Here is a 25,838-nt window from a genome sequence, read left to right on the forward strand (position 1 = left end):
GGCGCCCTCCAGTTTTCCCGTTCTGTTCGCTTCCTATCGCCCCACCGCCCGGAAGCCGGCCTCGCCGGCATCGGCATCGAACAGATAGTCGAAGGCGTTCAGCGCCCGCACCGTGGTGTTGACGAAGGCCGGCCGGTCGCCCCGCCCGACCAGGATGACCCGCGCCGGCGTCACCGGATTGCCGCGGTCGCCTACCGTGAAGCCGTAGGCTGGGGCCGGCTGGCCCTCGCCCGGCGCGATGGCGAGGCTGGCGCCGTCCGCCACCACGCGCCCGCCGCGCAGGCCGGGCACGGCGAGGCCGTCCGTCTGCGCCGGCGGCAGGGTCAGGTACATGACGGACACGCCGGTATCGAGCAGCATCGTGCCACAGGCAACGGGGGTGCGGGCGTTCAGGGAGAGGCAGGCGGGGATGGGCTGCCAGTCGCCGGTGGCCGCGTCGCTGCCGAGCTTCACCTTGCTGAAAGCCGCACCGTCACCTTGGGCCAGCCCCACCTGCACGCCGCGCCTCGTCACCACATAGCCGCGCTTGAAATCGGCCGTGCCCGTCCCCGCCTGCCCCATGCCGGTCACATTCAGGAACGGATTGCGGGCCGGTCCGGCACCGGGCTGGCGATCCTTGGCGCGGGCGAAGCCGATGCCGAGCATGGAGACGCGGCGCGGCGCATCGCTGGGGCGGCAGTTGCGGGCGTTGCGCAGGCAGTCGATGCGCGTCACCGCCAGCACCGGAATGGGCTGGGTGGTCACGCTGGTGCCGTCCGCGCCGGTGACGGTCACCGGCACCATCACGTTCACCCCTCGCATGATGCGGCCGGAGGAGGTGTAGGTCAGTTCGCCCGGCCCCAGCGGCGTCAGCTGGTCGAAGCCGGGGATGGCGCTTGCCGAGACGACAACGCCGGTCGAGCCCGTGTCCATGATGGCGCGGCGCGCCGGTCCGCCATTGATGGACATGGAGAGCGTCGGCGGGCGGAGGATCGGCGCGCCGTCGGCGGGCGCGTTGAGATAGGGCAGGAAGGCCGGCTGCTGCGCCAGTGCCGGGGTCGCCATGGCGGCGGCGAGGAGGGGCAGGAGCAGGAGCGTGGCGGCGCGCATGGCTTTTTCCTCAGCTTGTTGCGAGCTTGGCCGGGAGGGGCCGCTTGCGTGCGTGTTCGCGCACCCTAATCTCGGTGCGAAATTACCGGGAGGGAAAACATGCGCCACGAGATTTCCGGAACGACGCTGCCCGTGCTCACGCTCACGTTGGCGGCGGGGGAGACGGTTCTCGCCGAGACCGACCGCCTCTCCTGGATGACCTCCAACGTCGCCATGCGCACCACGACCGCCACCGGCGGCTCCACCGGCTTCTTCGGCGCCATCGGCCGCGCGCTGGGCGGCGGCGGGCTGTTCATGACCGAGTTCACCGCCGAGGGCGGCGAGGCGCTGGTGGCCTTCGCTGCCACCATTCCCGGCAGCATCTTCGAGATGCAGGTGGCGCCGGGGCGCGGCTATCTCATCCACCGCCACGGCTTTCTCGCCGGCGCGCCGAGCCTGTCCGTGGGTGTGGGGGTGCAGCAGACGCTGGGTGCCGGCGTGTTCGGCGGCGACGGCTTCATCCTGCAGCACGTCACCGGCGAAGGTCCGGCCTTCATCGAGCTGGGCGGTGAGATCGTCAGCTACACGTTGCAGCCGGGGCAGGACCTTTTGGTGCATCCTGGCCATGTGGGCATGTTCGAGGACAGCGTCTCCTTCGAGATCACCACCGTGCGGGGCGTGAAGAACATGCTGTTCGGCGGCGACGGGCTGTTCCTCGCCCGCCTCGCCGGCCCCGGCACGGTGTGGCTCCAGTCGCTCACCCCGTCCAAGCTCGCCCACGCGCTCCAGCCCTATCTGCCGGCCGGCGAGCGGCGGTGAGGGCACGCTCAGGCGCCGGACGGGCTTTTTGGGCCGAGGTCAGATGACCCCGGCCAGTTCCTCGGCGATGAAGTGCGTGAGGCGCGCGCCGCCCTCGGCGGGCGTGCCCACGTTCTCGATGGTGAGGTCGGGGGCGACATCCAGCTCCGGCGCGCGGGCGAGGCGCTCGGCGATGTCGTCGGCGCTCTCGCGGCCGCGCATGGCCAGGCGGGCGGCGCGAACCGGGATGGGCGCCGTCACATGCACCACCCGCACCCGCGCGAAGCGGCGGCGGGCTTCCGGCAGGGTGGCGCGGGAGCCGTTGGCCACCACGACACCACCCTGCGCGATCACCTCCGCCACCTCCGGCCCGAGCGCATAGGAAAGCCCGTGCGCGCGCCAGGAGAGGGGAAAGCGTCCGGCGGCCAGCATTGCGTCGAACTCCGCTTCCGACAGCGTGCCGTGCGCTTCCCCCGTGCCCGAAGGCCGGGTGACGAGGCGCCGGGCGAACAGCACACGCGGGTCGCCGGCAAAGCGCGCGCGGGCGATGTCGATCAGGGTGTCCTTGCCGGCGCCGGAGGGACCGACCACGAGGAGCAGGGTGCCGGGGCCGAACCTGTCGCCAGCCTTTGCGCCGGCTGCATCTGTCGTCATGCCACGCGCCGTCCTTCCCGCCACACGCCTTTCACCACCGGCATCTCGCCGGCCAGCGCCACCCGCACGAGGTCCGCGCGTCGGCCAATGGCGATCTCGCCGCGATCGGCAAGGCCCGCCACCTCGGCCGGGGTCTTGGTGATCATCCGCACCGCCTCGGGCAATTGGATGGAGAGCACCCGGCGGGTGAGGTCGAAGGCCGCCCAGAGCAAGGACGAGGGCACGTAATCCGATGACAGGATATCGAGCCGCCCCCCGCGCGCCAGCTCCTCCGCCGAGACGTTGCCGGTGTGCGAGCCGCCACGCACGAGGTTCGGCGCGCCCATGAGCACCCGGATGCCGGCCTCGTGGGAGAGACGCGCGGCCTCCTCGGTGGTGGGGAATTCGGCGATGGCCACACCGTCGCCGATGGCCTCGGCCACATGTTCGGGCGTGCCGTCATCATGGCTCGCAACCACGCAGCCATGGGCGTGGGCGAGCGCCACCAGCCCCGCGCGGTTGTCGCGGGCGTAGCGCGCGTGGAAGTCGAGCCGCGATGTGACGATCACGTCCATCTCCTCGGCGCTGATGCCGCTCTTCTTCATGTAGTAGGAGCGGAACTGGTCGATGGTCGCAAACTGACGCTGGCCGGGCGTGTGGTCCATGAGCGAGATCAGGTGGACGGGCGTCTTCTTCAGGATCGCCTCGGCGTCCTCCACCACCGTGTCGGTGGGGATTTCGCAGCGCAGGTGGATGAAATGCTCGGCGCGCAGCGCGTCGGCGGCGCGGGCCTGCTCCAGCGCGGCGATGAGGAGCGGGGCATCGCCATCCATGCCCACAGCCTTCTTGTCCGGCCAGACGCGCAGGGAATCGAACACGGTGGTGATGCCGGAGGCGGCCACTTGCGCATCATGGGCGAGCATGGCGGCGAAGGGATTCCAGCGCACCTTGGGGCGGGGGGCGAGATGGCCCTCCACATGGTCCGTGTGTAGCTCCACGAGGCCGGGGAGGAGATAGTCGCCCCCCAGGTCTTCCGCCCCAGCCGGCACGGCACCCGCGCCGATGGCGGAGATGGCGCCGTTCGTCACCGTGATATGGCCGGAGATGATCTCATCGGCCAGGACGAGGCGGGCGTTGGCGAAAACCTGTTCGGTCATTGGCGGGGCTCCGGGATCAGGCTTCGAAACGGGTGACATCCACCACCCGGTCGGCGACGGCCTCGCGGGTCTCGGCATCGTGGAAGATGCCGAGCAGGCCGGCGCCTGCCGCCTTCTTCTCATTGATAAGGTCTATGACCACCTGCCGGTTGGCGGCGTCGAGCGATGCGGTGGGCTCGTCCAGCAGCAGCAGCGGCTGGGACCCGATGAAGCCGCGCGCCACGTTCACGCGCTGCTGCTCGCCGCCGGAGAAGGTCGCCGGCGGCAGCGACCACAGGCGCTCGGGCAGGTTGAGCCGGGCGAGCAGGGTGCCGGCGCGGGCCTTGGCGGTCTCTTCGTCCACGCCCTCGGCACGCAGCGGCGCCGCCACCACGTCGAGGGTGGAGACGCGCGGGATCACCCGCAGGAACTGGCTGACATAGCCGACGCAAGCGCGCCGGAGCGCCAGCATTTGCCGCGGCTCGGCGTCCGCCACTTCGGCGAAGGTGTCGCCATCGGCGATGCGTACGGAGCCGGCGTCGATACGGTAATTGCCGTAGACCATCTTGAGGATGGAGCTTTTCCCCGCCCCCGACGGCCCGCCCAGTGCCACGCACTCCCCCGCGCGGACGTCGAAGGTGACGCCGGAGACCACGGGCAGCATGAGCCCACCGCGCAGGTGCAGGGTGAAGCTTTTGGCGAGGCTTTCGACGGCGAGGAGCGTGTCCCGGCCCAGCGCCAGCGCATTGCCTTCACCAGCCGTCATGCGCTCTGCGGCAGTGGACACGGGGGTGACAGAAGAAGAGATCGTCATGCCGCAAGCACCGAGGAGACGAGGAGCTGGGTGTAGGGCTCGCGCGGGTCGTCGAGCACCTGGTCGGTGAGGCCCTGTTCGATCACGCGGCCGGACTTCATCACCATGATGCGGTGGGAGAGCAGCCGCGCCACCGCCAGATCATGGGTGACGATGACCACCGCGAGGCCGAATTCCTCCACCAACTGGCGGATGAGATCGAGCAGGCGCGCCTGCACCGAGACGTCGAGGCCCGAGGTCGGCTCGTCCATGAAGACGAGGCGGGGGCGGGTGACGAGGTTGCGGGCGATCTGCAGGCGCTGGCGCATGCCGCCGGAGAAGGTGCGCGGGTCGTCGTCAATCCGCTCCGCGGCGATCTCCACGCGGGAAAGCCAGTCGGTAGCCTCGCTGCGGATGTTCGCGTAGTGGCGCCAGCCCACCGCCATCAGCCGCTCGCCCACGTTTCCGCCGGCCGAGACCGCCATGCGCAGGCCCTGCTCCGCATGCTGGCGCACGAAGCCCCAATCGGTGCGCAGCAGCAGCCGGCGCTCGGCTTCGGTGAGGGTCGCAAGATCCCGCGTTTCGCCGTCCCGCATGCGATAGGAGACGGTGCCGGCGGTGGGGCCAAGCTCCGTGGAGAGGAGCCCGAGCAAAGTGGACTTGCCGGAGCCCGATTCACCCACGATGGCCAACACCTCGCCCTCGTGCAGGGTCAGGTCCACGTCGCGGCAGCCGAGGCGGTGGCCGTAATATTTGGCGAGGCCACGGGCGGTGAGGAGGGGGGTATCGGTCGTCATCACGCCTCTCCGTTCTCGGTGGCGGGACCCCCCTCACCCGTCTCGCGGCTGCGCTGCGATCCACCCTCTCCCGCAAGAGGAGAGGGGGTGGGGGGGAGGGGGGCGGGCCGAGTCCCATAAGGCGCGCTCATGGTCCCCGTATGCCCCTCCGACTGGCGGGTGGCGCAATGGTCTGTGTCGGAGCAGACGAACATGCGCCCGCCCTTGTCGTCGAGGATCACCTCGTCGAGATAGACGCCCTTGGCGCCGCACAAAGCGCAGGGCTCCTTGAAGGCCTGCACCTTGAAGGGATGGTCCTCGAAATCCAGCGACACCACCTGCGTGTAGGGCGGGATGGCATAGATGCGCTTCTCGCGTCCGGCGCCGAACAGCTGGAGCGCCGGGCTGTCGTTCATCTTGGGATTGTCGAACTTCGGGATGGGGGAGGGGTCCATCACGTAGCGGCCCTCCACCTTCACCGGATAGGCATAGGTGGTGGCGATGTGGCCGTGGCGGGCGATGTCCTCGTAGAGCTTCACCTGCATCAGGCCGTAATCGGCGAGGCCGTGCAGGCGGCGCGTCTCGGTCTCGCGCGGTTCGAGGAAGCGCAGCGGCTCGGGGATGGGCACCTGGAAGACGATGGTCTGCCCCGCCTTCAGCTCCGCCTCCGGGATGCGGTGGCGGGTCTGGATGATGGTTGCGTCGGCCGTGCGCGTGGTGGTGGCGACGCCGGCCGTGGTCTCGAAGAAGGAGCGGATGGCGACCGCATTGGTGGTGTCGTCCGAGCCCTGGTCGATCACCTTCAGCACGTCGTCGGCGCCGAGGATGGCCGCCGTCACCTGCACCCCGCCGGTGCCCCAGCCGTAGGGCATGGGCATCTCGCGCGAGGCGAAGGGGACCTGATAGCCGGGAATGGCGATGGCCTTCAGGATGGCCCGGCGGATCATCCGTTTCGTCTGCTCATCGAGATAGGCGAAATTGTAGGTGATGGCCGGCATGGAAGAGGCGCGATTGGCGTGCGACGTCGCGACGGCAGTCATTCGGCGGCCTCCTTCATTTCATCAGCGATCTCAGCCTCCGCGCGCATGCGGCGGATGAGGTCGAGTTCGGCCTGGAAGTCCACGTAATGGGGCAGCTTCAGGTGCTCCACGAAGCCGGTGGCCTGCACGTTGTCGCAATGGGAGAGGACGAATTCCTGGTCCTGCGCCGGGGCGCTCTTCTCCTCGCCCAGCTCCTGGAAGCGCAGCGCGCGGTCCACCAGCGCCATGGACATGGCCTTGCGTTCGGACTGGCCGAAGACGAGGCCGTAGCCGCGGGTGAACTGGGGCGGCTCGGTGGCAGAGCCCTTGAACTGGTTCACGCTCTGGCACTCGGTGACGGCGATGTCGCCGAGGGGCACCGCAAAGCCCAGTTCTTCCACAGGAAGGCTCACTTCCACCGTGCCGAAGCGGATCTCGCCCACGAAGGGATGGGTGCGGGCATAGCCGCGCTGGGTGGAATAGCCGAGCGCCAGCAGGAAGCCCTCGTCGCCCCGCGCCAGCGCCTGGAGCCGCAGCGGCCGGTCGGCGGGGAAGGAGAGCGGCTCGCGGGTGAGATCGCGCGGCGGGGTGCCGTCATCGGCCGGGGACGCCTCGATGAGCCCTTCGTCCCCGAGGAGGTCGGTGACGCGGGGCATCCGGGTATCTCCCCTCTTCCCTTGCGGGAGAGGGGCCGGGGGTGAGGGGAGTGATCCCTGGGCGAGAGCTGCCTCCGCTTCGCGAAGCTCCTCCCCCTCACCCCAATCCTCTCCCGCCCGAACTCGGCTGCTGCCGAGTTCGGTTCGTGGAGGTCGAAGTCGGCAAAAGCCGACTTCGAGGGGAGAGGGAGCGCCTGCGGCATTGGTCGCCAGCCGCTCGTCCATCAGCCGGTGGGTGTAGTCGAAGGTGGGGCCGAGCACCTGGCCACCGGGCAGGTCCTTGAAAGTGGCGGAGATGCGCCGCTCGATGCGCATGGCGCCCGTATCCACCGGCACCGAGGCGCCGAAGCGGGGCAAGGTGGTGCGGAAGGCGCGGGCGAGAAAGATGGCCTCGATCAGGTCGCCCCGCGCCTGCTTGATGGCGAGGGCCGCCAGTTCGCGGTCATAGAGCGAACCCTCGGCCATCACGCGGTCGACGGCGAGGGAAAGCTGTCCGGCGATCTGGTCGAGCCCGATCTCCGGCACGCTCTCCTCGCCCCGGCGGCGCTTCGCGAGCAGCGCGTGGGCATTGCGGATGGCGGCCTCGCCGCCCTTCACGGCCACGTACATGGATCAGTCCTCCATCACGGGCGTCACCGAGCGCGGCAGGCCCATTACGGTTCCCGGCCCGGTGAGGATGAGGTCGATACCGAGCGGGTAGAGCGCCCGGTTTGCGGTGAGCCGCGCGGACAGGTCGGCGGGCAGCGGCGCGGCGGCGAAGCTGCGCCGGCCCCTGATGCCGGGACCTTCGATGGCGATCGCGCCGGCGCCGAAGGACTCGACCTGCACGATCAGCGTCGCCGAGCGGTCCGGATAGTCCGGCTCGCCCTGCGCGAAGAGGCCGAAGTCGGGCAGCGCCGCGCCATCGGCGATGAGCGCGAAGCGCGCGGCGGCGGGATCGTCCACAACCGGCGCGCCGGTGTGGAAGCGCAGGAAGGCGGCCACCGCCGGCTCGGCCGAGAGCGCCGCGTCGAGGAACACCGGCGTCTCGTAATCGAGCAACGCGAGGGCGCAGGCGGCGGCCTCGCGGGAGAGCGGCGCGGGCGGGTCGAGGTCGCTCGCCAGCGGCACGGGAAGGCCCGGCTCGGCCATGGCGCGCATCACCGCGGCAAAGCTGCGCTGGGCATCATGAACCGGATCGGCGAAGCCGGCGGAGAGGGGTGCTGCGAGGGCGGGTGCGGCCATCAGTCTTCTCCCCGCGTCATGGTGAAGAAGTTGACCTTGGTCGCCTCGGTTTCCGCCGCCGCCACGGCCGCTTCCACCGCGAGACGCCGGCGCACGGGGGTCAGGGCGTCGGTGACGGCGAGGCGCAGCGCCGCGTCCTGCCACAGCGCGTCGAGGATGGCGGCCGCCTCGGCCTTCGCCGGATCGCGCCCGAGGAGATAGGCAACACCGGTGGCGCCGCCCGCAAGCTGCACGGCGGCGCGTGTGACGGTGGCCTCGCCAAGATTGAACGGCGCGCCGTCGCCGCCGGTGCGGCCCTGCACCATGATGAGGCCGGCTTCCGCCGGGCGCAGCCTTTTGAGCTGGGGCAGGGGCTGGAAGCGCTCCACGGCGGCCTGAAGCTCGGCGCGGGTGGCGCGGGCATAAAGCCCCATCATGGTCTGCCGCGCGGCCTGCTCTGCGCCGGCCTCGGACACGGCGGCGATCTGCGGGTCAGTAAGCGGCGGATCGGACCTCACGGGCGGCCTCCAGATGTCCTTGCACCCCTCGCGCATACGGGTGAGCGCTGCTGCGGGGCCTTGCTGGACATGATTTGTATAATAGTCTATACAAATGCGCAAGAAGGTATGGGCGCCCTCGGCGATTTCCCTGGGCGGAAGGGGAGGCAGGAATGTCTGGTGCGCCGCGCAGTCTCGCCGCCGATGGTCACAGCCCGATGACGGAGGACGAGCTGGGCCCAGCCCCGGCCGGTTCCGTCGCGCGCGGCAGCGGTGTCACGCTCTGGCGTCAGATCGCCGAGAAGCTGGAGGCGGACATTCTCGCCGGCGCCCTCGCGCCGGGCGCCCGCCTGCCGGTGGAGGCGGAGCTTGCCGAACGCTTCGGCGTCAATCGCCATACCTTGCGCCGCGCGCTCTCCCATCTCTCCGAGGCCGGGCTGATCGAGGCGACGGCGGGCCGGGGCACCTTCGTGAAGGAGCCGCCGCTGCGCTATCCCATCGGCCCGCGCACCCGCTTCTCCGAGATCGTGGCGGCGGGCGGGCGCGAGCCGTTCGGCCGCTTCCTCGGCTCATCGGTGGAGCCGGCGGATGCGGACGTGGCGCGCGAGCTGCAATTGGCCGTGGGAACGCCGGTGCTCCGCATCGAGACCACCCACGAGGCGGACGGCGTGCCGATCTCCTGCGGCTCCGCATGGTTTCCCCACGCCCGCTGCCGCGACCTCGATCTCGTCTATGCGGCGACCGGCTCGCTCACGCGGGCGTTGGCGACGCTCGGCATCGAAGATTTCCGCCGCCGCGAGACGCGCATCACCGCCCGCCCCGCCAATCCGCGCGAGATGGAGATTCTCTCCCTCGCCGCCGGCCGCGCGGTGATGGTGCTGGAGCGCCTCGACGTGGAGGCCAACGGCACGCCCCTGCAATGGGGGCGCTCCTCCTTCGCGGCGGACCGGGTGCAGCTGGTATTCAAGCCCTGATTGCTTGCGTCAGGGGAAGGTGTTGCGCGAGAAAGAGGTAACCCGAAGGAGGAGCGTTCTATGGCGGTCGTTGCCGATGAAGCCACCCTGCGCCAGCTCTATGGTGCCGCGGCCGGGCGCAGCGTCGCCAAGCAGCTGGACCGGCTGGACCGGCATTGCCGGCACTTCATCTCGCTGAGCCCGTTCGTGCTTATCGCCACCGCGGACGCCTCCGGCGCCGCCGATGTCTCGCCGCGCGGGGATGTGCCGGGCTTCGTCGCCGCGCGCGAGCGTGAACTCCTCATTCCCGACCGGCCGGGCAACAACCGGCTGGATTCCCTCACCAACATCCTCGCCACCGGACAGGTGGGGCTGCTCTTCCTCATTCCCGGCGTTGACGAGACCTTGCGGGTGAACGGGCGGGCCTTCATCCATGACGACGCGGAGCTGACGCGCCTCTTCACCGTCGGTGGCAAGGCGCCGCGCACGGTGCTGCGGGTGGAGGTGACGGAGGCCTATCTGCATTGCGCGAAGGCCTTCATGCGGTCGCGCCTGTGGGAGCCGGAGGCGCAGGTGGAGCGCACCGTGCTGCCCACCATGGGAGAAATGCTCCGCGACCAGATCGCGGAAAAGGACGCGGCTGGCGCCGCATCGTCCTTCGCTACCGAGACGCCGGAGACGCAGGCGTCCATGGTCGCGCGCTATCGGGACATTCTGTACTGAGGCGAAGGGCCGGAAGAGTTCCGGCCCCCTCGCGGATCTGTCTCCCTCAGCGGGGGAGGGTCGTCGCGCCCATCAGGTCCTTGTCGATGGCGTGGGCGGCCTGACGGCCCTCGCGGATGGCCCAGACCACCAGCGACTGGCCACGGCGCATGTCGCCGGCGGCATAGAGCTTCGGCACGGAGGTGAGGTAGGCCTCCTCGTCCGCCTTCACGTTGCCGCGCTTGTCCAGCGCCGCGCCGGACTGCTCGATGAGCCCGGAGAACAGGGGGTGGGCAAAGCCAATGGCGAGGAAGACGAGGTCGGCGCGCAGCACGAACTCGGTGCCGGGGATGGGCTGGCGCTTGGCATCCACGCGGGCGCACTTGACGCCGGTGACGCGGCCGTTGCGGCCCTCGATGCCCAGCGTGGCGCAGGCGAACTCGCGCTCGGCGCCTTCGGCCTGGGAGGAGGAGGTGCGGAACTTGGTGGGCCAGAAGGGCCACACCGCCAGCTTGTCCTCCTTCATGGGAGGCACTGCGCGGATGTCGAGCTGGGTGACGGAGAGCGCACCCTGGCGGAATGCGGTGCCGACGCAGTCGGAGGCGGTGTCGCCGCCGCCCACCACCACCACATGCTTGCCGGCGGCGAGGATCGGAATCTCGTTCACCGGCTCGTCGCTCTCGCGGCGGTTCGACTGCACGAGATAGGGCATGGCGTAATGCACGCCTTCCATCTCCTGGCCCGGCAGCTGGGGATCGCGCGGGGCCTCGGAGCCGCCCGCGAGCAGCACCGCGTCATGGCCGTCGAGAAGCTCCTGGAGGGGACGCACCACGCCGATGTTCTCGTTGTAGTGGAAGGTGACGCCCTCCCCCTCCATCTGCTTCACCCGGCGGTCGATGTGGTGCTTCTCCATCTTGAAATCGGGGATGCCGTAGCGCAGCAGGCCGCCGGCCTTGGGCTCGCGCTCGTAGACATGCACGTCGTGGCCGGCGCGGGCGAGCTGCTGGGCGGCGGCGAGGCCGGCCGGGCCGGAGCCGATGATGGCCACCTTCTTGCCGGTCTTCACCTCGGCGGGCTCGGGCTTGATCCAGCCCTTCTTCCACGCCTTGTCGGCGATGGCCTGCTCCACCGTCTTGATGGTGACGGGCACGTCCTCGAGGTTCAGCGTGCAGGCTTCCTCGCACGGGGCGGGGCAGATGCGGCCGGTGAACTCGGGGAAATTGTTGGTGGAGTGGAGATTGCGCGCGGCCTCTTCCCACTCGTTGCGATAGACGAGGTCGTTCCAGTCCGGGATCTGGTTGTGCACCGGGCAGCCGGTGGGGCCGTGGCAGAAGGGGATGCCGCAATCCATGCAGCGCGACGCCTGGTTCTCCACCTCGGCGTCCGGCAGCGGCAGCGTGAACTCGCGGAAATGGCGGATGCGGTCGGATGCGGGCTGATACTTCTGCTCGCGCCGATCAATCTCCAGGAACCCCGTGACCTTGCCCATAAAAACCTCGTTGGCGAACCTTGAGGGAACCGCCGCGCGCGCCGGATGTCTCCGCGTGCCGCACCACGAGTTCCATTACAAGAATTGTTCCAGCTTGAGGACTCGGTTTTCGCGCGCGTTACCGCACGGGCCTCCCGAGCCCGCTCGCCGGCCGCTCGGGCCGGCCGGCGTCCCCTCCGGAGAGGGGACGCTCATGGCTCATTCGGCTGCCGCGAGGCCGCGGCGCTTCTCCATTTCGCGGAGGGCGCGGCGGTATTCCACCGGCATCACCTTGACGAACTTGGAGCGGTAGTCCGCCCAATTGTCGAGGATCATCTGCGCCCGCGCCGAGCCGGTGTGGTGCAGATGCTTGGCGATGAGCTGGTGCAGGCGCTCCTCGTCGTGGCGGGACATGTCGCCCTGCACGTCGATGCGGCCCTTGAACTCCAGGTCGCCGCCGTGGTGGTGGAGGCGCTCCAGGAGGTCCTCCTCCTCCTCCACCGGCTCAAGGTCCACCATGGAGAGGTTGCAGCGCTTGGCGAAGCTCTTGTCCTCGTCGAGCACGTAGGCGACGCCGCCGGACATGCCGGCCGCGAAGTTGCGTCCCGTGGGGCCGATGACCACCACGATGCCGCCGGTCATGTACTCGCAGCCGTGGTCGCCGGTGCCTTCGACGACGGCGATTGCCCCCGAATTGCGCACGGCGAAGCGTTCGCCGGCGACGCCGCGGAAGTAGCACTCGCCCTCGGTGGCGCCATACATCACCGTGTTGCCGACGATGATGGAGTTCTCCGCCACGATGGCCGAGTTGGCCGGCGGCCGCACGATGATGCGCCCGCCCGACAGGCCCTTGCCCACATAGTCGTTGGCCTCACCCACGAGATCGAAGGTGACGCCCGCCGCAAGGAAGGCGCCGAAGGCCTGGCCCGCCGTGCCCGAGAGGGTGACGTGGATGGTGTCGTCGGGCAGGCCGGCGCCGCCATAGGCCTTGGCCACCGCGCCCGAGAGCATGGCGCCGGCGGAGCGGTCCACCGAGCGGATGGGCGTCTCGATCTCCACGCGCTCGCCGCGCTCCAGCGCCGGAGCCGCCTTCGCGATCAGGGTGCGGTCAAGCACCTTCTCGATGGGGTGGTGCTGGCGCTCGGTGTGGCGGATGCCCACGTCGGCCGGCATCTGCGGCACCGCGAAGATGCGCGAGAAGTCGAGGCCCTTGGCCTTCCAGTGGTCGATGGCGGCCTTCTGGTCCAGCACGTCGGCGCGGCCCACCATCTCCTCCACCTTGCGGAAGCCGAGGGAGGCCATCAGCTCGCGCACCTCTTCCGCGATGAAGAAGAAGTAGTTGATGACGTGCTCGGGCGTGCCCTTGAAGCGCTTGCGCAGCACCGGGTCCTGCGTCGCCACGCCCACCGGGCAGGTGTTCAGGTGGCACTTGCGCATCATGATGCAGCCCGCCGCGATGAGCGGGGCGGTGGAGAAGGCGAACTCGTCGGCACCCAGCAGGGCGCCGATCACCACGTCCCGGCCGGTGCGCAGGCCGCCGTCCACCTGCAGCGCGACGCGCGAGCGCAGGCGGTTGGCCACCAGCGTCTGCTGGGTCTCGGCGAGGCCCATCTCCCACGGCGAGCCGGCGTGCTTGATGGAGGTGAGGGGGCTTGCGCCCGTGCCGCCCTCGAAACCGGAGATGGTGATGTGGTCGGCGCGCGCCTTGGCGACGCCGGCCGCCACCGTGCCCACGCCGACCTCGGAGACGAGCTTCACCGACACATCCGCGTCGGGATTCACGTTCTTGAGGTCGTAGATGAGCTGGGCGAGGTCCTCGATGGAATAGATGTCATGGTGCGGGGGCGGGGAGATGAGGCCCACGCCCGGGGTGGAGTGGCGCACCTTGGCGATCACCGCGTCCACCTTGTGGCCGGGCAACTGGCCGCCCTCGCCCGGCTTGGCGCCCTGCGCGACCTTGATCTGCATCACGTCGGAATTGACGAGATATTCCGCCGTCACGCCGAAGCGGCCGGAGGCCACCTGCTTGATGGCGGAGCGCATCGAGTCGCCGTTGGGCAGGGGCTTGAAGCGCTCGGGCTCCTCGCCGCCCTCGCCCGTGTTCGACTTGCCGCCGATCCGGTTCATGGCGATGGCAAGCGTGGTGTGCGCCTCGCGCGAGATGGAGCCGAACGACATGGCGCCGGTGACGAAGCGCTTCACGATCTCCGAAGCCGGCTCCACCTCGGAGATGTCCACGCCCGCCTGCCCGATCTCCTCCGCCGACTTGATGCGGAACAGCGAGCGCACGGTGAGGAGGCGCTTGTCCTCCTCGTTGATCATGGCGGCGAACGCCTTGTACTGGTCCTGCGCGTTGCCGCGCACGGCGTGCTGGAGGGCCGCGACCGAGTCCGGCGACCACGCATGGTCCTCGCCGCGGATGCGGTAGGCATATTCGCCGCCCACATCGAGCGAGGTGCGGAAGATGGGCGCGTCGGAGAAGGCGAGGGTGTGCCGCCGCACGGTCTCCTCCGCGATCTCCGGCAGGCCGACGCCCTCGATGGTGGTGGCGGTGCCGAAGAAATACTTGTGAACCAGCTCGGAGGAGAGGCCCACCGCGTCGAAAATCTGCGCGCCGCAATAGGACTGGTAGGTGGAAATGCCCATCTTGGACATCACCTTCAAGAGGCCCTTGTCGATGGACTTGATGAAGCGCTTCACGATCTCCTTGTCGTCCACCTCCTCCGGAATCTCGTCCTTCATGGAGAGCAGGGTCTCGAAGGCGAGATAGGGGTTGATGGCCTCGGCGCCGTAGCCGGCGAGACAGGCGAAGTGATGCACTTCCCGCGCCTCGCCGGTCTCGATCACGAGACCGACAGAGGTGCGCAGGCCCTTCCGGATGAGGTGGTGGTGCACCGCCGCCGTGGCGAGCAGCGCCGGGATCGGGATGCGGTCCGGGCCGATCATGCGGTCGGACAGGATGATGATGTTGTAGCCGCCATGGACCGCCGCCTCGGCGCGCTCGCACAGCCGCTCGACGGCATCCTCCATGCCCGCCGCGCCCTTGTCGGACGGGTAGGTGATGTCCAGCGTGCGGGTGTCGAACCGCTCCTCCATGAAGCCGATGGAGCGGATCTTCTCCAGGTCTTCGTTGGTGAGGATGGGCTGGCGCACCTCAAGCCGCTTGCGGCGGGCGTTGCCCTCGAGGTCGAAGATGTTCGGCCGCGGCCCGATGAAGGAGACGAGGCTCATCACCAGCTCCTCGCGGATCGGGTCGATGGGCGGGTTCGTCACCTGCGCGAAATTCTGCTGGAAGTAGCTGAAGAGGGACTTGGACTTGTTGGACAGCACGCTGATGGGCGTGTCCGTGCCCATGGAGCCGACCGCTTCCTGGCCGGTGATGGCCATGGGCGCCATGAGCAGCTTGAGGTCTTCCTGCGTGTAGCCGAACGCCTGCTGGCGATCGAGCAGCGACACGTCGGTGCGCACCTCGCGCGCCTCCACGGGGCGCAGGTCTTCCAGCACGAGCTGGGTGTGCTTCAGCCACTCCTTGTAGGGATTGGCGCGGGCCAGCTCGGTCTTGATCTCCTCGTCGGGGACGAGGCGGCCTTCCTCAAGGTCGACCAGCAGCATCTTGCCGGGCTGGAGGCGCCACTTGGTGACGATCTTCTCCTCGGGCAGGGTGAGCACGCCCATTTCCGAGGCGAGGACGATGGTGTCGTCGCTCGTCACCATGTAGCGGGCGGGGCGCAGGCCGTTGCGGTCCAGCGTCGCGACGATCTGGCGGCCGTCGGTGGCGACGATGGCGGCGGGGCCGTCCCACGGCTCCATGAGGGCGGCGTGGTACTCGTAGAAGGCGCGCCGCTCCTCGTCCATGAGCGGGTTGCCGGCCCACGCCTCGGGCACCAGCATCATGGCCGCGTGGGGCAGCGCGTAGCCGCCCTGCACCAGGAATTCGAGCGCGTTGTCGAAGCAGGCGGTGTCGGACTGGCCCTCATAGCTGATGGGCCAGAGCTTGGAGATGTCGGAGCCGAACAGCTCGGAATCCACGCTCGCCTGCCGTGCCGCCATCCAGTTGACGTTGCCGCGCAGGGTGTTGATCTCGCCGTTGTGCGCCACCATGCGATAGGGGTGGGCCAGCGGCCAGGCCGGGAAGGTATTGGTGGAGAAGCGCTGGTGCACGAGGGCGAGCGCGCTCTCGAAGTCCGGATCGTGCAGGTCCGGATAATAGGCGCCGAGCTGGTCGGCCAGGAACATGCCCTTGTAGACCAGCGTGCGGCAGGACAGCGAGACCGGATAATAGCCGGCGGTGCGCGGGTCCTTCTCGCCGTAGACGGTGTTGGAGATGACCTTGCGCAGCACGAACAGGCGGCGCTCGAAGCCGTCCTCGTCGCCCGCGAACTCGCCGCGGCCGATGAAGATCTGCACATGCTTGGGCTCGGTCGGCAGCACGCTCACGCCGAGGGAGGAATTGTCGGTTGGCACGTCGCGCCAGCCGATGAGCGCGAAGCCCTCTTCGGCGACCACCCGCTCATAGGCGGCACGCACGATGGCCTCGCCCTCGGGATCGCGCGGCATGAAGATGTGGCCGACGGCATACTGGCCGGGCTCCGGCAGGGCGAAGCCGAGACGTGCCGCCTCCTTGGCGAAGAACTTGTGCGGGATCTGCACCAGCATGCCCGCGCCGTCGCCGGCGCGCGGGTCGGCGCCGACCGCGCCGCGGTGTTCCAGATTGAGCAGGATGTTGATGCCGTCCTGGACGATCCGGTGGCTCTTGCGCCCCTTGATGTCGGCGATGAAGCCAACGCCGCAGGCGTCCCGCTCATGCGCCGGGTCGAACAGGCCAAAGGCGTCCGGACGGCCGACGATCGCCGGGTCTTTCACGGCGGCGGCAGTGTGAGCCACGCTTCCGATCAAGCCATCCTTGCGATCCATCGGTGCCATCTGACCATTCCTTTTCCATAGGGCGGCACGCCGCCCGCATTCGCCGGCCGTGCCGCCGGCCTTCCCCAGATCGCCGGTGCCCCGCGCATCGCGCCGGGCGCCGGACCCCCTTCGCCCGGACGGGACGTCCCGGCGATATCCGATACCTGCTTTGCAACTTTTGCACCACAGCCGCGCGGCGCGGAACTGCGCCTCCGTCCGACTGCGGCCGGCAACTGGCCGACCCTGCGGAACGCGAGCTTGGCAATTCGGCGCGCACGGGAGATAGGGAAGTACGACTGCCCTATCTCGGCGAAGATGACAGAAAAGCAGCAGCCTCACAAGCGCCACGATGGCGCAGAAGCAGTCAATCTGGCGAAAAATTGCGCGAGGCCGACATTCCGCGCAAGAACGGTACGGGGCGGTTGGCCCCCACGCAACGGGATTTCGGGCCACCTTTTCAGCAGACGCGGCAGCGAAGCCTGTGCCGCTGAAGTCCTCGCAGCCTCCGTCCCACCTCTGCCGCATTGGAAGGCTTATGTGATCGGGAGTCGGGCCGCTCCGCCGGACCATAGTCCCCGTGTACAGACGCGCACGGGGAGTTGACGAGCGGAGGTTGGCCCTTCGACGCAGGTTTCAACCGACCGGAGCAGCGCCGTGCCCCACACCCTCTCCCGTCCCCTCGGCTCCCGCCCGGTGCTGCGCGTGGCGGCCGTCTCTGCCCTTCTCATTGGCAGCGCGCTTCCCGTTGCCGCGCAGGTGCTCATCTATGAGGGCCAGCCCGGCCTCGCGCCGCGCGGCTATCCGGTGCCGCCCGGGGCGTATCCGCCGGGTGCTTATCAAGGCGGGGGGTATCCGGGCGGGGCCTACCCGGTGCCGCAGGCGCGCTATCCCGTCCTGCCGCCCCAGGAGATCCGCGCCATCGTGCAGAGCCTCGGCTACTGGAGCATCGGCGCGCCGAAGCTTTCGGGCCGCTTCTATCTCGTGGCCGCGTCCGATCAGCAAGGGCGGGCCCTTTTGCGGGTGAACGCCTTCACCGGGCGGGTTGTCAGCGCTCGCGATATTCCAGGCGGTCCGGCCATGGCGGCGCCCGGGCCGGCCCCTGCGCCGCAGCGGCAGGCGCCTCCTCAATCGGCGCGCGCCGTTCCGCCCGCGCCCGCGCCGTCCTATTCCCCGCCGTCCTCGTCGATCGCGGGAACACCGGCGCCGCTGCCGCCCCAGCGCCCGCCCGAGGCGACCATGGCCGCCGTGACGCCCGCACCCTCGGTGGCACCGGCGCCGGCGCCCGCTGCGGCACCTGCTCCGGCACCTGTCGCCTCTCCTGCCGCCTCTCCCGCCGGCGCGACTCCCTCGGCCCAGCCTGCGCCGGGCGCGAGCGCCAGTGCCCCGGCGGGACAGACGGCGGCTCAGCAGTCGTCCAATGCCGCGCCGTCGGCGACGCCCGTGGCTCCCGCCAATCCGGCCCAGCCGCAGAAGCGCAAGGCCGGCGCGGGGACAGCGACCACCGACAGCGCGGCGGCAGGCACCGCCTCGGTCCTGTCGCGGCCGAAGGGTCAGTGAGAGAAGGTTGGCGAGAGGCCGGCGGGCCTCACGCCAGATAGGCCGCCGCCGCCAGTCCGATCACGAGGATGGCCAGAAACCCCAGCGTGACGAGCCCGAGGCGCTTCTCGATGAACTCGCGGGCGGACGGGCCGAAATAGTGCAGCAGCGCCGCCAGCAGGAAAAAACGCGCGCCCCGCGTGATGACCGACAGCACGATGAACCAGAACAGGCTGTAGTCCGCGAAGCCCGAGGTGATGGTGACGAGCTTGAACGGGATCGGCGTGAGCCCCTTCAAGAGGATCACCCAGTGCCCGTAATGGGCATAGGCGGCGCGGAACTGGTCGACCTTCTGGCCATAGCCGTAAAGCTCGATGAGGAATTTGCCCACGCTGTCATAAAGCAGCGCGCCGATGGCGTAGCCGACGAGGCCGCCCAGCACCGAGGCGATGGTGGCGATGAGGGCGTAGCGCCAGGCCTTGTCCGGCCGCGCCAGCGTCATGGGCACCTGCAGCACGTCCGGCGGCACCGGAAACACCGAGCTTTCCGCGAACGCCACGATGGCGAGAGCCCAGGGCGCCGACGGCTTCGACGAATACGCGATGATCCAGTCGTAGAGCTTGCGGAGCATGGCGGCCTTGCTGCGTTGCGGAAGAGTGCCTTCGCTTAGAGCCTCGCAGAAGCCGAGTAAAGCGCCGCCGGGGCGCTCACGGAGGAAGCCTCCCCGCCACACGCAGGGGCTGGGATGTATCGGGCTCCGGCACACGTAAACGGATGCTTTACCACCGTGGTTCACGCAGGGACGCTGTGACCGGCAGGACACAGACACATGGGGCGGCGCGGTGTAAACCCGGCTTCGCTGCGGTCGAGTCGCGGGGGCGATACCCCGGCCAAAGCGCCGAGGGGCGGGCCGCCACCCGGTCGTTTTTCCAGGGAACGCCCAAGGGGTGTTCAGTCTTTATGAACCGGTGCTGACGCACTCATTCAGCTCCGGTGCCGCACGGGAAGCGTATTCGTGCTGCACCGCCGCAAGGGGTGTCGTCGGCAACGGAAGCCGCGACGCAAGTTACGACGCCAAGTTCCGAGGATCGAGGATGACCAAGCGAATCGCCGTGTTTGCCGCTCTTGTGCTGGGCTATGTGCTGACGGGCATGGCGCTGAATGCCAGCCAGCCGGCCGACGCCGCTTCCCCCGCCTCGCCTGCCGTCGCGCAGACCGAGAGCAACTGAACGCATCCCGATCAAGGCGCCCATGAGGGCGCCTCCCTGCCTGAAGGCGGGGCGCAGATCGACGGCAGCGCAGTTTCCGAAGCAATCCAGACGTGAAAAAGGCCGGGCGTTCGCCCGGCCTTTTCATTTTCAGCACGAGGGATGACCGGGCTCGGCCCGATCATCCCCCGAGGCGCTCAGTGCACCGCCGCCTTCTTCGGCGGCTCGAGATCGGCGGCCGTCAGAGGCGGGTTGGCGAGGATGCCGCCGAGGCCGGCCATGGCGGCGCGCTGGCGCACGAGGGCCAGCACCACGTCCAGGGTGGGGGTCGGCATTTCCAGCATCTGCCCCATTTCCTGCACGACGCTGACCAGCGGGTCGATCTCCATGGGGCGGTCGCGCTCCAGGTCCTGGAGCATGGAGGTCTTGTGCGCGCCGACCGCGCCGGCGCCGTTGATGCGGCGTTCCACGTCCACGCGGAAGTTCACGCCGATGCGCTCGGCGATGGCCTTCGCCTCCAGCATCATGGCCTTGGCCACGGCGCGGGTGCCGGGATCGGCGGCGATGAGGTCGAGGGTGGCGTGGGTGAGGGCGCTGATGGGGTTGAAGCAGAGGTTGCCCCACAGCTTCAGCCACAGCTCGTCGCGGATGTTGGTCATCACCGGCGCGCGCAGGCCACCCTTCTCCATCATCTGGCTCAGCGCGGTGACGCGGGGCGTGATCTCGCCCGAGGGTTCGCCGAGGGGGAATTTGTCACCGTAGATGTGCTGGATGACGCCCGGCGCCACCACCTCGGTCGCGGGATAGACGATGCAGCCGATGGCGCGCTCGGGACGCAGCACGTCCCACTGCTTTCCATTGGGATCGATGGTGGCGAGGGTGCGGTTCTCCAGCGGGCCGCCATTCTTGTAGAAATACCAGTAGGGCACGCCGTTCACGGCGGTGACGACGGAGGTGTCGTTGCCGAGCAGCGGGCGCATCTGCTCCACCACGCCGGGCACCGAATGGCCCTTGAGGGCGATGATGACGTAGTCCTGCGGGCCGAGTTCGCGGGGGTCGTCGGTGGCGCGCACCTTGGCGACACGCTCCTCGCCGTTGATCAGCAGTTTCACGCCATTGGTCTGCATGGCCTCCAGATGGCCGCCGCGGGCCACCAGGCTGACTTCGGCACCGGCATGGGCGAGCTGCACGCCAAGATAGCCGCCGATGGCCCCGGCGCCGTAAATGCATACCTTCATGGCAGATCCTCCCTGCTGACCGCGCTCTATTGCGTATTATGTATGCCAGAATAATGGGCGAGCCCGGCGTCCGGCAAGTGCCCGTCACCATACTAATGGAAATTAATTCCGCAACGTGGAAAATTTGACGCAGGGGCAGCGCGCGGGTTGGACGCGGGCGAGGGGAAGGATAGGCTGGCGGCAACGAAGCGGGAGGAACAAGCGGCATGCCCGACACCGAGGTCGCACCACGGCGCAGGGGACGGCCGGCATCCGGCACGTCGTCGGAGGGCGGAGCGGAGGTCCAGTCGCTGGATCGCGCCATCGCCCTGTTGCGTGTGGTGGCGGATCAGGACGGCATGGCGCTGGCGGAGATCGCGCGGCGCGCCGAGCTGCCCGTGTCCACCGTGCATCGCCTTCTGACCACGCTGGAGAAGCGGCAGCTGGTCAATCATGACCTGTCCACCGGGCTCTGGACGGTGGGTCTCGGCCTGTTCCGCATCGGCTCGGCCTACCTGCGCATCCGCAAGTTGCCGGACATCGGCCGCCCGGTGATTCGCCGTCTTCTGCACGAGACGGACGAGACCGTGAACCTCGCCATGTTCGACGCGATGGAACTGGTGGTCGTTGCGCAGGCGGAGGCCCATGCGCCGGTGCGTGCCTTCTTCCGCCTCGGGGCGCGGCTGCCGCTGCATGCGACCGCCGCCGGCAAGGCCGTGCTGGCAGCGGCGAGCCCCTCGTTCCGCGGCGCCTGTCTGGCGCAAGTACGGTACGAGCCCTTCACCACGGCCACCCGCCGCGAGGAGCGGGCGCTGATGGACGACGTCTCCGAAATCCTGGAGCGCGGGTTCGCCGTGGACCGGGAGGAGCACGCCCCCGGCATGCGCGCGGTGGCCGCGGCCATCCTAAACGAGTGGCGCGATCCCATCGGTGCCGTGTCCGTGTCCGGTCCGGCCGTGCGGATGAGCGAGGATCGCATCCTGCGTCTGGGCCGACGGGTGGTGGCGGCGGCGGAGCAGATGACTCGCCTGTACTCGGGTGCCGATGAAACCCTCCCGCAGGACTATGCCGCCTTCAGGTGAGGACTCCTTACCTAACTGAAATACAGTATTCCAAAGATCTGGCATACAACGTACCTAATTCCGAATTGAAAATTCCAATTGACACCCCTCCCTTGGTCTATACTCTTGCCTAGCCGCCGTAACGGCAACGGTGGGAACGCCAACGATTATGCCGGAAAAAATCGCGGGCCGGTGAAGGTCCGCGAAGTTTAAACAGGCTGAAGTCCCGTTTTCGTCCGCTCCATAGAGGCTAAGCCCAGGATGTGGACGATGAGAAATGCTTTCGGGAACCTCGCCGGCGCTTGGTCGCCGGTTGATATAAGCTCTGGAATTGCGATCCGCACACAAAACAACGCGGACGCGGGGAGGAAAATCAGATGCATTCGGCAATCGCCACGATCGTCAGGAGAGGTGTGGCTGCGCTCGCGGTCACGGCGGCGCTCGCGCCGGCCATTGTGCCGTCTTGGGCCTATGCGGCCTGGGAGCCCACCAAGACAGTGGAATTCATCGTGCCAGCCGGTACCGGCGGTGGCGCCGACCAGATGGCCCGGATGATTCAGGGCATCGTCCAGAAGAACAACCTGATGAGCCAGCCGCTCGTCGTCATCAACAAGTCCGGCGGTGCCGGCGCCGAGGGCTTCCTCGATGTGAAGGGCTCCACACGGAACCCCCACAAGATCATCATCTCGCTCTCGAATCTCTTTACCACCCCGCTCGCCACCGGCGTGCCCTTCTCCTGGAAGGACATGACTCCGGTTTCCATGCTGGCGCTCGATGAATTCGTCCTGTGGGTGAACGCCAAGGCCCCCTACAATGATGTGAAGGGCTTCCTGGACGCGCTCAAGGCGGCCTCCGGCGACCAGATTTTCAAGATGGGCGGCACCGGCTCCAAGCAGGAAGACCAGATCATCACCGCCGCGATCGAGCAGAAGACCGGCGCCAAGTTCATCTACGTGCCCTACAAGGGCGGCGGCGATGTCGCGGCCCAGCTGGTGGGTGGTCATGTGACCGCCTCGGTCAACAACCCCATCGAGGCGGTGTCCCAGTGGCGCGCGGGCGAGCTGAAGCCGCTCTGCGTGTTCGACTACCAGCGGCTGCCCTACAAGGAGCCCATCGCAAACGGCAAGTCCTGGGCCGATATCCCGACCTGCAAGGAATCCGGTCTCGACATCGAATATCTGATGCTGCGCGGCATCCTCATGCCGCCGAATGCCACCAAGGATCAGGTCGATTACTTCGTCGAGCTGTTCAAGAAGGTCCGCGCCACGCCCGAGTGGCAGGAATTCATGCAGAAGGGTGCCTTCAACACGACGGCCCTGAGCGGACCGGAATATGCGGCCTGGCTCACCAAGGCCGAGGCCACTCACAAGGACCTCATGGAGAAGGCGGGCTTCGTCGCCAAGTAGTCGGCGAAACCCGCGCGTAAGGTTCGCGGCGCCTGGACCGTAGCGGCTTGAGGGCCGCCGGCACCGGGAAGGGCAGGGGACGGCAGAGGCTCCGCCGCAGGCGCAGCCGAACCGGCCGACGACCCTTCGCGCCGCTCTGGGAAGCCTATCCGGGACGCCGCGCGGCACATGCCCGCCGTGCGCCCCGGCCGTGAACGGCCCCGTTTGAAGCCCCGCAGGACCCTCGACACGGTTGCCTGACAAGGGGGCGCTTCAAGGATCTGACCCATGAGCATCGACAGCGGACACCACGTCCCCACCGCCCACAATGAGAAGACCGTCACCAACCGCACCATGGACGCGGTTGTGGCGGTGCTGTTCATGGCCCTTTCGGCCGTCGTCATGTCGGACAGCTGGCGCGTGGGCGCGAGCTGGGCGTCGGACGGCCCGCAGGCCGGCTACTTCCCCTTCTATGTCGGCCTCATCATGTTCATCGCCGCCACCACCACGCTGGTGCAGGCGCTGGTGAGCCGCCATCCGGACCTTGGAAACTTCGTCGATCGCTCACAGCTCGTCTCGGTGATGCAGGTGTTGATCCCGACGACGGTCTATGTGGGGTTGATCTTCCTCGTCGGAATCTATCTCGCCTCGGCTGTGTTCATCGCCTTCTTCATGTGGTGGCTCGGCAAATACCCGGTGGCGAAGATCATTCCCGTCGCCGTGGGCGTGCCGCTCGCCCTCTTCGTCATGTTCGAGATCTGGTTCCTCGTGCCGCTGCCCAAGGGCCCGCTCGAGACCGCGCTCGGCTACTGAGCACACGCGATGCCGGTTCCTCGCCGGCACCGCACGGGTTGAGCCGAAGGTCCGCTCTCCGGCGCAGGCCTTCGGGATGATCGCCGCCCCCGTCGTCACGGGAGCCGCAAACGCGGGCAAGGCCGCCGGCCGTCACGGACCCGGGCAAGCCCCATCGACCAGACATCGACGCACAACAGACAACGTGCCCGACCCGCGCGAGCCGCCACAAGAGCGGCCCCGGGGGGCGCAACGGAGGACCCCGTGGAAGCGCTCACGTCACTCATCGGAGGGTTCGGCGTCCTCGCCGACCCCATGAACATCGTCTACATGTTCGTCGGCATCGCGCTCGGCGTCCTCATCGGCGTGCTGCCGGGGCTCGGCGGCGCCAACGGCGTCGCGATCCTCCTGCCGCTCACCTTCTCCATGACGCCGGTGTCGGCGATCATCATGCTCTCCTCCATCTATTGGGGAGCGCTGTTCGGCGGCGCCATCACCTCGATCCTGTTCAACATTCCCGGTGAACCCTGGAGCGTGGCGACAACCTTCGACGGGCATCCCATGGCCCAGAAGGGGAAGGCCGGCGAGGCGCTGACGGGGGCCTTCACCGGCTCCTTCATCGGCGCCTTCTTCGCCGTGCTGCTCATCACCTTCCTTGCGCCTGTGATCGCGAAGTTCGCCCTCCAGTTCGGGCCGGCGGAGTTCTTCGCGGTCTACCTCCTCACCTTCTGCGCCTTCGTCGGCATGGGGCGTGAGCCGGCGGCCAAGGTGATCTCGGCCATGATGCTCGGCTTCGCCCTCGCGGCGGTGGGCATCGACACGGTGACCGGTCAACTGCGCATGACCTTCGGCTCGGTGGAGCTGCTGCGCGGCTTCGACTTCCTGGTGGCGGTCATCGGCCTGTTCGGCGTGGGCGAGATCCTGCTCACCATGGAGGAAGGCCTCGCCTTCAAGGGCAAGAGCGCCGCCATCAACGCCAAGGTGGTGTGGGAGACCTGGAAGAAGCTGCCGCGCTACTGGGTGGGCTGCCTGCGCTCGGCCATCGTCGGCTGCTGGATGGGCGTGACCCCCGGCGGCGCCACGCCCGCCTCCTTCATGAGCTACGGCCTCGCCAAGAAGTTATCCAAGAACGGAAACAACTTCGGCAAGGGTGAGCTGGAGGGCGTGGTGATGCCGGAAGTGGCGGCGCACGCCGCCGGCACCTCGGCGCTGCTGCCCATGCTCACCCTGGGCATTCCCGGCTCGCCCACCGCTGCGGTGCTGCTGGGCGGCCTGCTCATCTGGGGCCTCCAGCCCGGCCCGCTGCTCTTCGTGGAGCAGAAGGACTTCGTGTGGGGCCTCATCGCCTCGATCTACCTCGGCAACATCGCCGGCCTGATCGTGGTGCTGACCACCGTCCCGATCTTCGCGGCCATCCTGCGAATCCCGTTCAGCGTGATCGCGCCGGTCATCCTCGTGATCTGCGCGGTGGGCGCCTACACGGTCCACAATGCGGGGCTCGATATCGCGGTCATGCTGATCTTCGGCGTCATCGGCTATCTGTTCAAGAAGCTCCAGTATCCGCTGGCGCCTCTGGTGCTGGCCCTGGTGCTCGGCGACATGGCCGAATCGTCCTTCCGGCAGGCCATGCTGGTCTCGCAGGGCCACCTCTCCATCTTCTGGTCCAACCCGCTGGTGGGCTCCATCGTCACGCTGGCGCTGGTGATGCTGGTGTGGCCGCTGGTGGCGAAGGTCATGGCCCGCCTCAACGGGCGCAAGGAGCCGGCGGCTGCCGAGTGACAAACGGCGGGCGGGGGTAACGGCCTCCGCCCGCACCGCTTTTCCAGGCGGATGACGCCTGGTCGTGCTGCGGCGCGCAATCGAATTCCCGGCGGACGGGATTGATATGGCGCAATGAACACCGTATACAGTATTTCACGGATGAGGAACGCCTCGACAGAAGGCGGCCGCGTCCACGGGAGAGGAAGTCCAGGTCGTGCAGACGCCCGTGCATCAGACGCCCGCGCATGAGGTCGTTGATCCTCCGAAGCTC

General features: G+C 68.5%; 21 protein-coding genes and 1 pseudogene. 9 read left to right on the forward strand and 13 right to left on the reverse strand.

The genetic code is table 11. From position 1 onward, the window contains the following. Positions 1–33: 33 nt before the first annotated feature. Positions 34–1,089: a hypothetical protein gene (locus tag J2126_RS17465; protein WP_209488140.1), complete on the reverse strand. Its 1,056-nt coding sequence runs from the start codon at positions 1,087–1,089 to the stop codon at positions 34–36. A 99-nt stretch (positions 1,090–1,188) separates the two neighbouring features. Between J2126_RS17465 and J2126_RS17470 the strand changes: the two genes are divergently transcribed. After that, complete coding sequence (locus tag J2126_RS17470) at positions 1,189–1,887, forward strand: TIGR00266 family protein (protein ID WP_209488141.1); 699 nt, start codon at positions 1,189–1,191, stop codon at positions 1,885–1,887. Positions 1,888–1,926: 39 nt separating this feature from the next. On the opposite strand, the gene phnN is transcribed toward J2126_RS17470, so the two are convergent. From phnN to phnG, 8 genes and pseudogenes are all read right to left on the reverse strand, one after another. After that, positions 1,927–2,520, reverse strand: a complete 594-nt coding sequence (gene phnN, locus J2126_RS17475) for a phosphonate metabolism protein/1,5-bisphosphokinase (PRPP-forming) PhnN (protein WP_209488142.1) — start codon at positions 2,518–2,520, stop codon at positions 1,927–1,929. Further along, a complete protein-coding gene (locus J2126_RS17480; protein ID WP_209488143.1) occupies positions 2,517–3,656 on the reverse strand; it encodes an alpha-D-ribose 1-methylphosphonate 5-triphosphate diphosphatase in 1,140 nt (379 codons plus the stop codon). Before J2126_RS17480 ends, phnN begins: the two co-directional genes overlap by 4 nt. A gap of 16 nt (positions 3,657–3,672) precedes the next feature. Continuing rightward, positions 3,673–4,401, reverse strand: coding sequence for a phosphonate C-P lyase system protein PhnL (gene phnL, locus J2126_RS17485; RefSeq protein WP_209490277.1), 729 nt, complete (start codon positions 4,399–4,401; stop codon positions 3,673–3,675). Between the two features lie 44 nt (positions 4,402–4,445). Further along, positions 4,446–5,225, reverse strand: a complete 780-nt coding sequence (phnK, locus tag J2126_RS17490) for a phosphonate C-P lyase system protein PhnK (RefSeq protein WP_209488144.1) — start codon at positions 5,223–5,225, stop codon at positions 4,446–4,448. A 119-nt stretch (positions 5,226–5,344) separates the two neighbouring features. Then, positions 5,345–6,202 (reverse strand): annotated as a pseudogene (locus tag J2126_RS17495) (alpha-D-ribose 1-methylphosphonate 5-phosphate C-P-lyase PhnJ); the annotation flags it as partial. A 38-nt stretch (positions 6,203–6,240) separates the two neighbouring features. Further along, the gene (locus J2126_RS17500; protein ID WP_209488145.1) at positions 6,241–7,488 is read right to left on the reverse strand and encodes a carbon-phosphorus lyase complex subunit PhnI; all 1,248 of its coding nucleotides are present in this window, start codon (positions 7,486–7,488) and stop codon (positions 6,241–6,243) included. A gap of 3 nt (positions 7,489–7,491) precedes the next feature. Further along, positions 7,492–8,103 (reverse strand): phosphonate C-P lyase system protein PhnH, encoded by a 612-nt coding sequence (gene phnH, locus J2126_RS17505; protein WP_209488146.1) that lies wholly within the window; start codon positions 8,101–8,103, stop codon positions 7,492–7,494. Next, positions 8,103–8,600, reverse strand: a complete 498-nt coding sequence (phnG, locus tag J2126_RS17510) for a phosphonate C-P lyase system protein PhnG (RefSeq protein WP_348634329.1) — start codon at positions 8,598–8,600, stop codon at positions 8,103–8,105. The genes phnH and phnG overlap by 1 nt, the downstream gene beginning before the upstream one ends. A 197-nt stretch (positions 8,601–8,797) precedes the next feature. On the opposite strand from phnG, the gene phnF reads away from it, so the two are divergent. Together phnF and J2126_RS17520 are read left to right on the forward strand one after the other, a co-directional pair. After that, a complete protein-coding gene (gene phnF, locus J2126_RS17515; RefSeq protein ID WP_348634405.1) occupies positions 8,798–9,553 on the forward strand; it encodes a phosphonate metabolism transcriptional regulator PhnF in 756 nt (251 codons plus the stop codon). 60 nt (positions 9,554–9,613) lie between these two features. Then, on the forward strand, positions 9,614–10,255 hold the full coding sequence (locus J2126_RS17520; RefSeq protein ID WP_209488149.1) for a pyridoxamine 5'-phosphate oxidase family protein: 642 nt from the start codon (positions 9,614–9,616) through the stop codon (positions 10,253–10,255). A gap of 46 nt (positions 10,256–10,301) precedes the next feature. On the opposite strand, the gene J2126_RS17525 is transcribed toward J2126_RS17520, so the two are convergent. Both J2126_RS17525 and gltB read right to left on the reverse strand, forming a co-directional pair. Next, positions 10,302–11,723, reverse strand: coding sequence for a glutamate synthase subunit beta (locus J2126_RS17525; protein WP_209488150.1), 1,422 nt, complete (start codon positions 11,721–11,723; stop codon positions 10,302–10,304). A gap of 198 nt (positions 11,724–11,921) precedes the next feature. After that, positions 11,922–16,625: a glutamate synthase large subunit gene (gene gltB / locus J2126_RS17530; protein WP_209488151.1), complete on the reverse strand. Its 4,704-nt coding sequence runs from the start codon at positions 16,623–16,625 to the stop codon at positions 11,922–11,924. Positions 16,626–17,261: 636 nt separating this feature from the next. Here gltB and J2126_RS17535 point away from each other — a divergent pair. Next, a complete protein-coding gene (locus tag J2126_RS17535) occupies positions 17,262–18,164 on the forward strand; it encodes a hypothetical protein (protein ID WP_209488152.1) in 903 nt (300 codons plus the stop codon). Positions 18,165–18,192: 28 nt separating this feature from the next. On the opposite strand, the gene J2126_RS17540 is transcribed toward J2126_RS17535, so the two are convergent. Beyond that, the gene (locus tag J2126_RS17540) at positions 18,193–18,774 is read right to left on the reverse strand and encodes a YqaA family protein (RefSeq protein ID WP_209488153.1); all 582 of its coding nucleotides are present in this window, start codon (positions 18,772–18,774) and stop codon (positions 18,193–18,195) included. Positions 18,775–19,237: 463 nt separating this feature from the next. On the opposite strand from J2126_RS17540, the gene J2126_RS25645 reads away from it, so the two are divergent. Further along, entirely contained in the window at positions 19,238–19,372 is a 135-nt protein-coding gene (locus J2126_RS25645) for a hypothetical protein (protein ID WP_281066345.1), read from the forward strand. A 176-nt stretch (positions 19,373–19,548) separates the two neighbouring features. On the opposite strand, the gene J2126_RS17545 is transcribed toward J2126_RS25645, so the two are convergent. Next, positions 19,549–20,589, reverse strand: coding sequence for a 2-dehydropantoate 2-reductase (locus J2126_RS17545; protein ID WP_209488154.1), 1,041 nt, complete (start codon positions 20,587–20,589; stop codon positions 19,549–19,551). A 206-nt stretch (positions 20,590–20,795) separates the two neighbouring features. On the opposite strand from J2126_RS17545, the gene J2126_RS17550 reads away from it, so the two are divergent. From J2126_RS17550 to J2126_RS17565, 4 genes are all read left to right on the forward strand, one after another. Further along, positions 20,796–21,650, forward strand: coding sequence for an IclR family transcriptional regulator (locus J2126_RS17550; protein WP_209488155.1), 855 nt, complete (start codon positions 20,796–20,798; stop codon positions 21,648–21,650). A gap of 356 nt (positions 21,651–22,006) precedes the next feature. Beyond that, entirely contained in the window at positions 22,007–23,035 is a 1,029-nt protein-coding gene (locus J2126_RS17555; protein ID WP_209488156.1) for a Bug family tripartite tricarboxylate transporter substrate binding protein, read from the forward strand. Between the two features lie 267 nt (positions 23,036–23,302). Then, entirely contained in the window at positions 23,303–23,827 is a 525-nt protein-coding gene (locus J2126_RS17560; protein WP_209488157.1) for a tripartite tricarboxylate transporter TctB family protein, read from the forward strand. Between the two features lie 243 nt (positions 23,828–24,070). Then, the gene (locus tag J2126_RS17565) at positions 24,071–25,585 is read left to right on the forward strand and encodes a tripartite tricarboxylate transporter permease (protein ID WP_209488158.1); all 1,515 of its coding nucleotides are present in this window, start codon (positions 24,071–24,073) and stop codon (positions 25,583–25,585) included. Positions 25,586–25,838: the final 253 nt, after the last annotated feature.

It is taken from the genome of Xanthobacter flavus (assembly GCF_017875275.1).
In the GTDB taxonomy this organism is placed as follows: Bacteria; Pseudomonadota; Alphaproteobacteria; order Rhizobiales; family Xanthobacteraceae; genus Xanthobacter; species Xanthobacter flavus_A.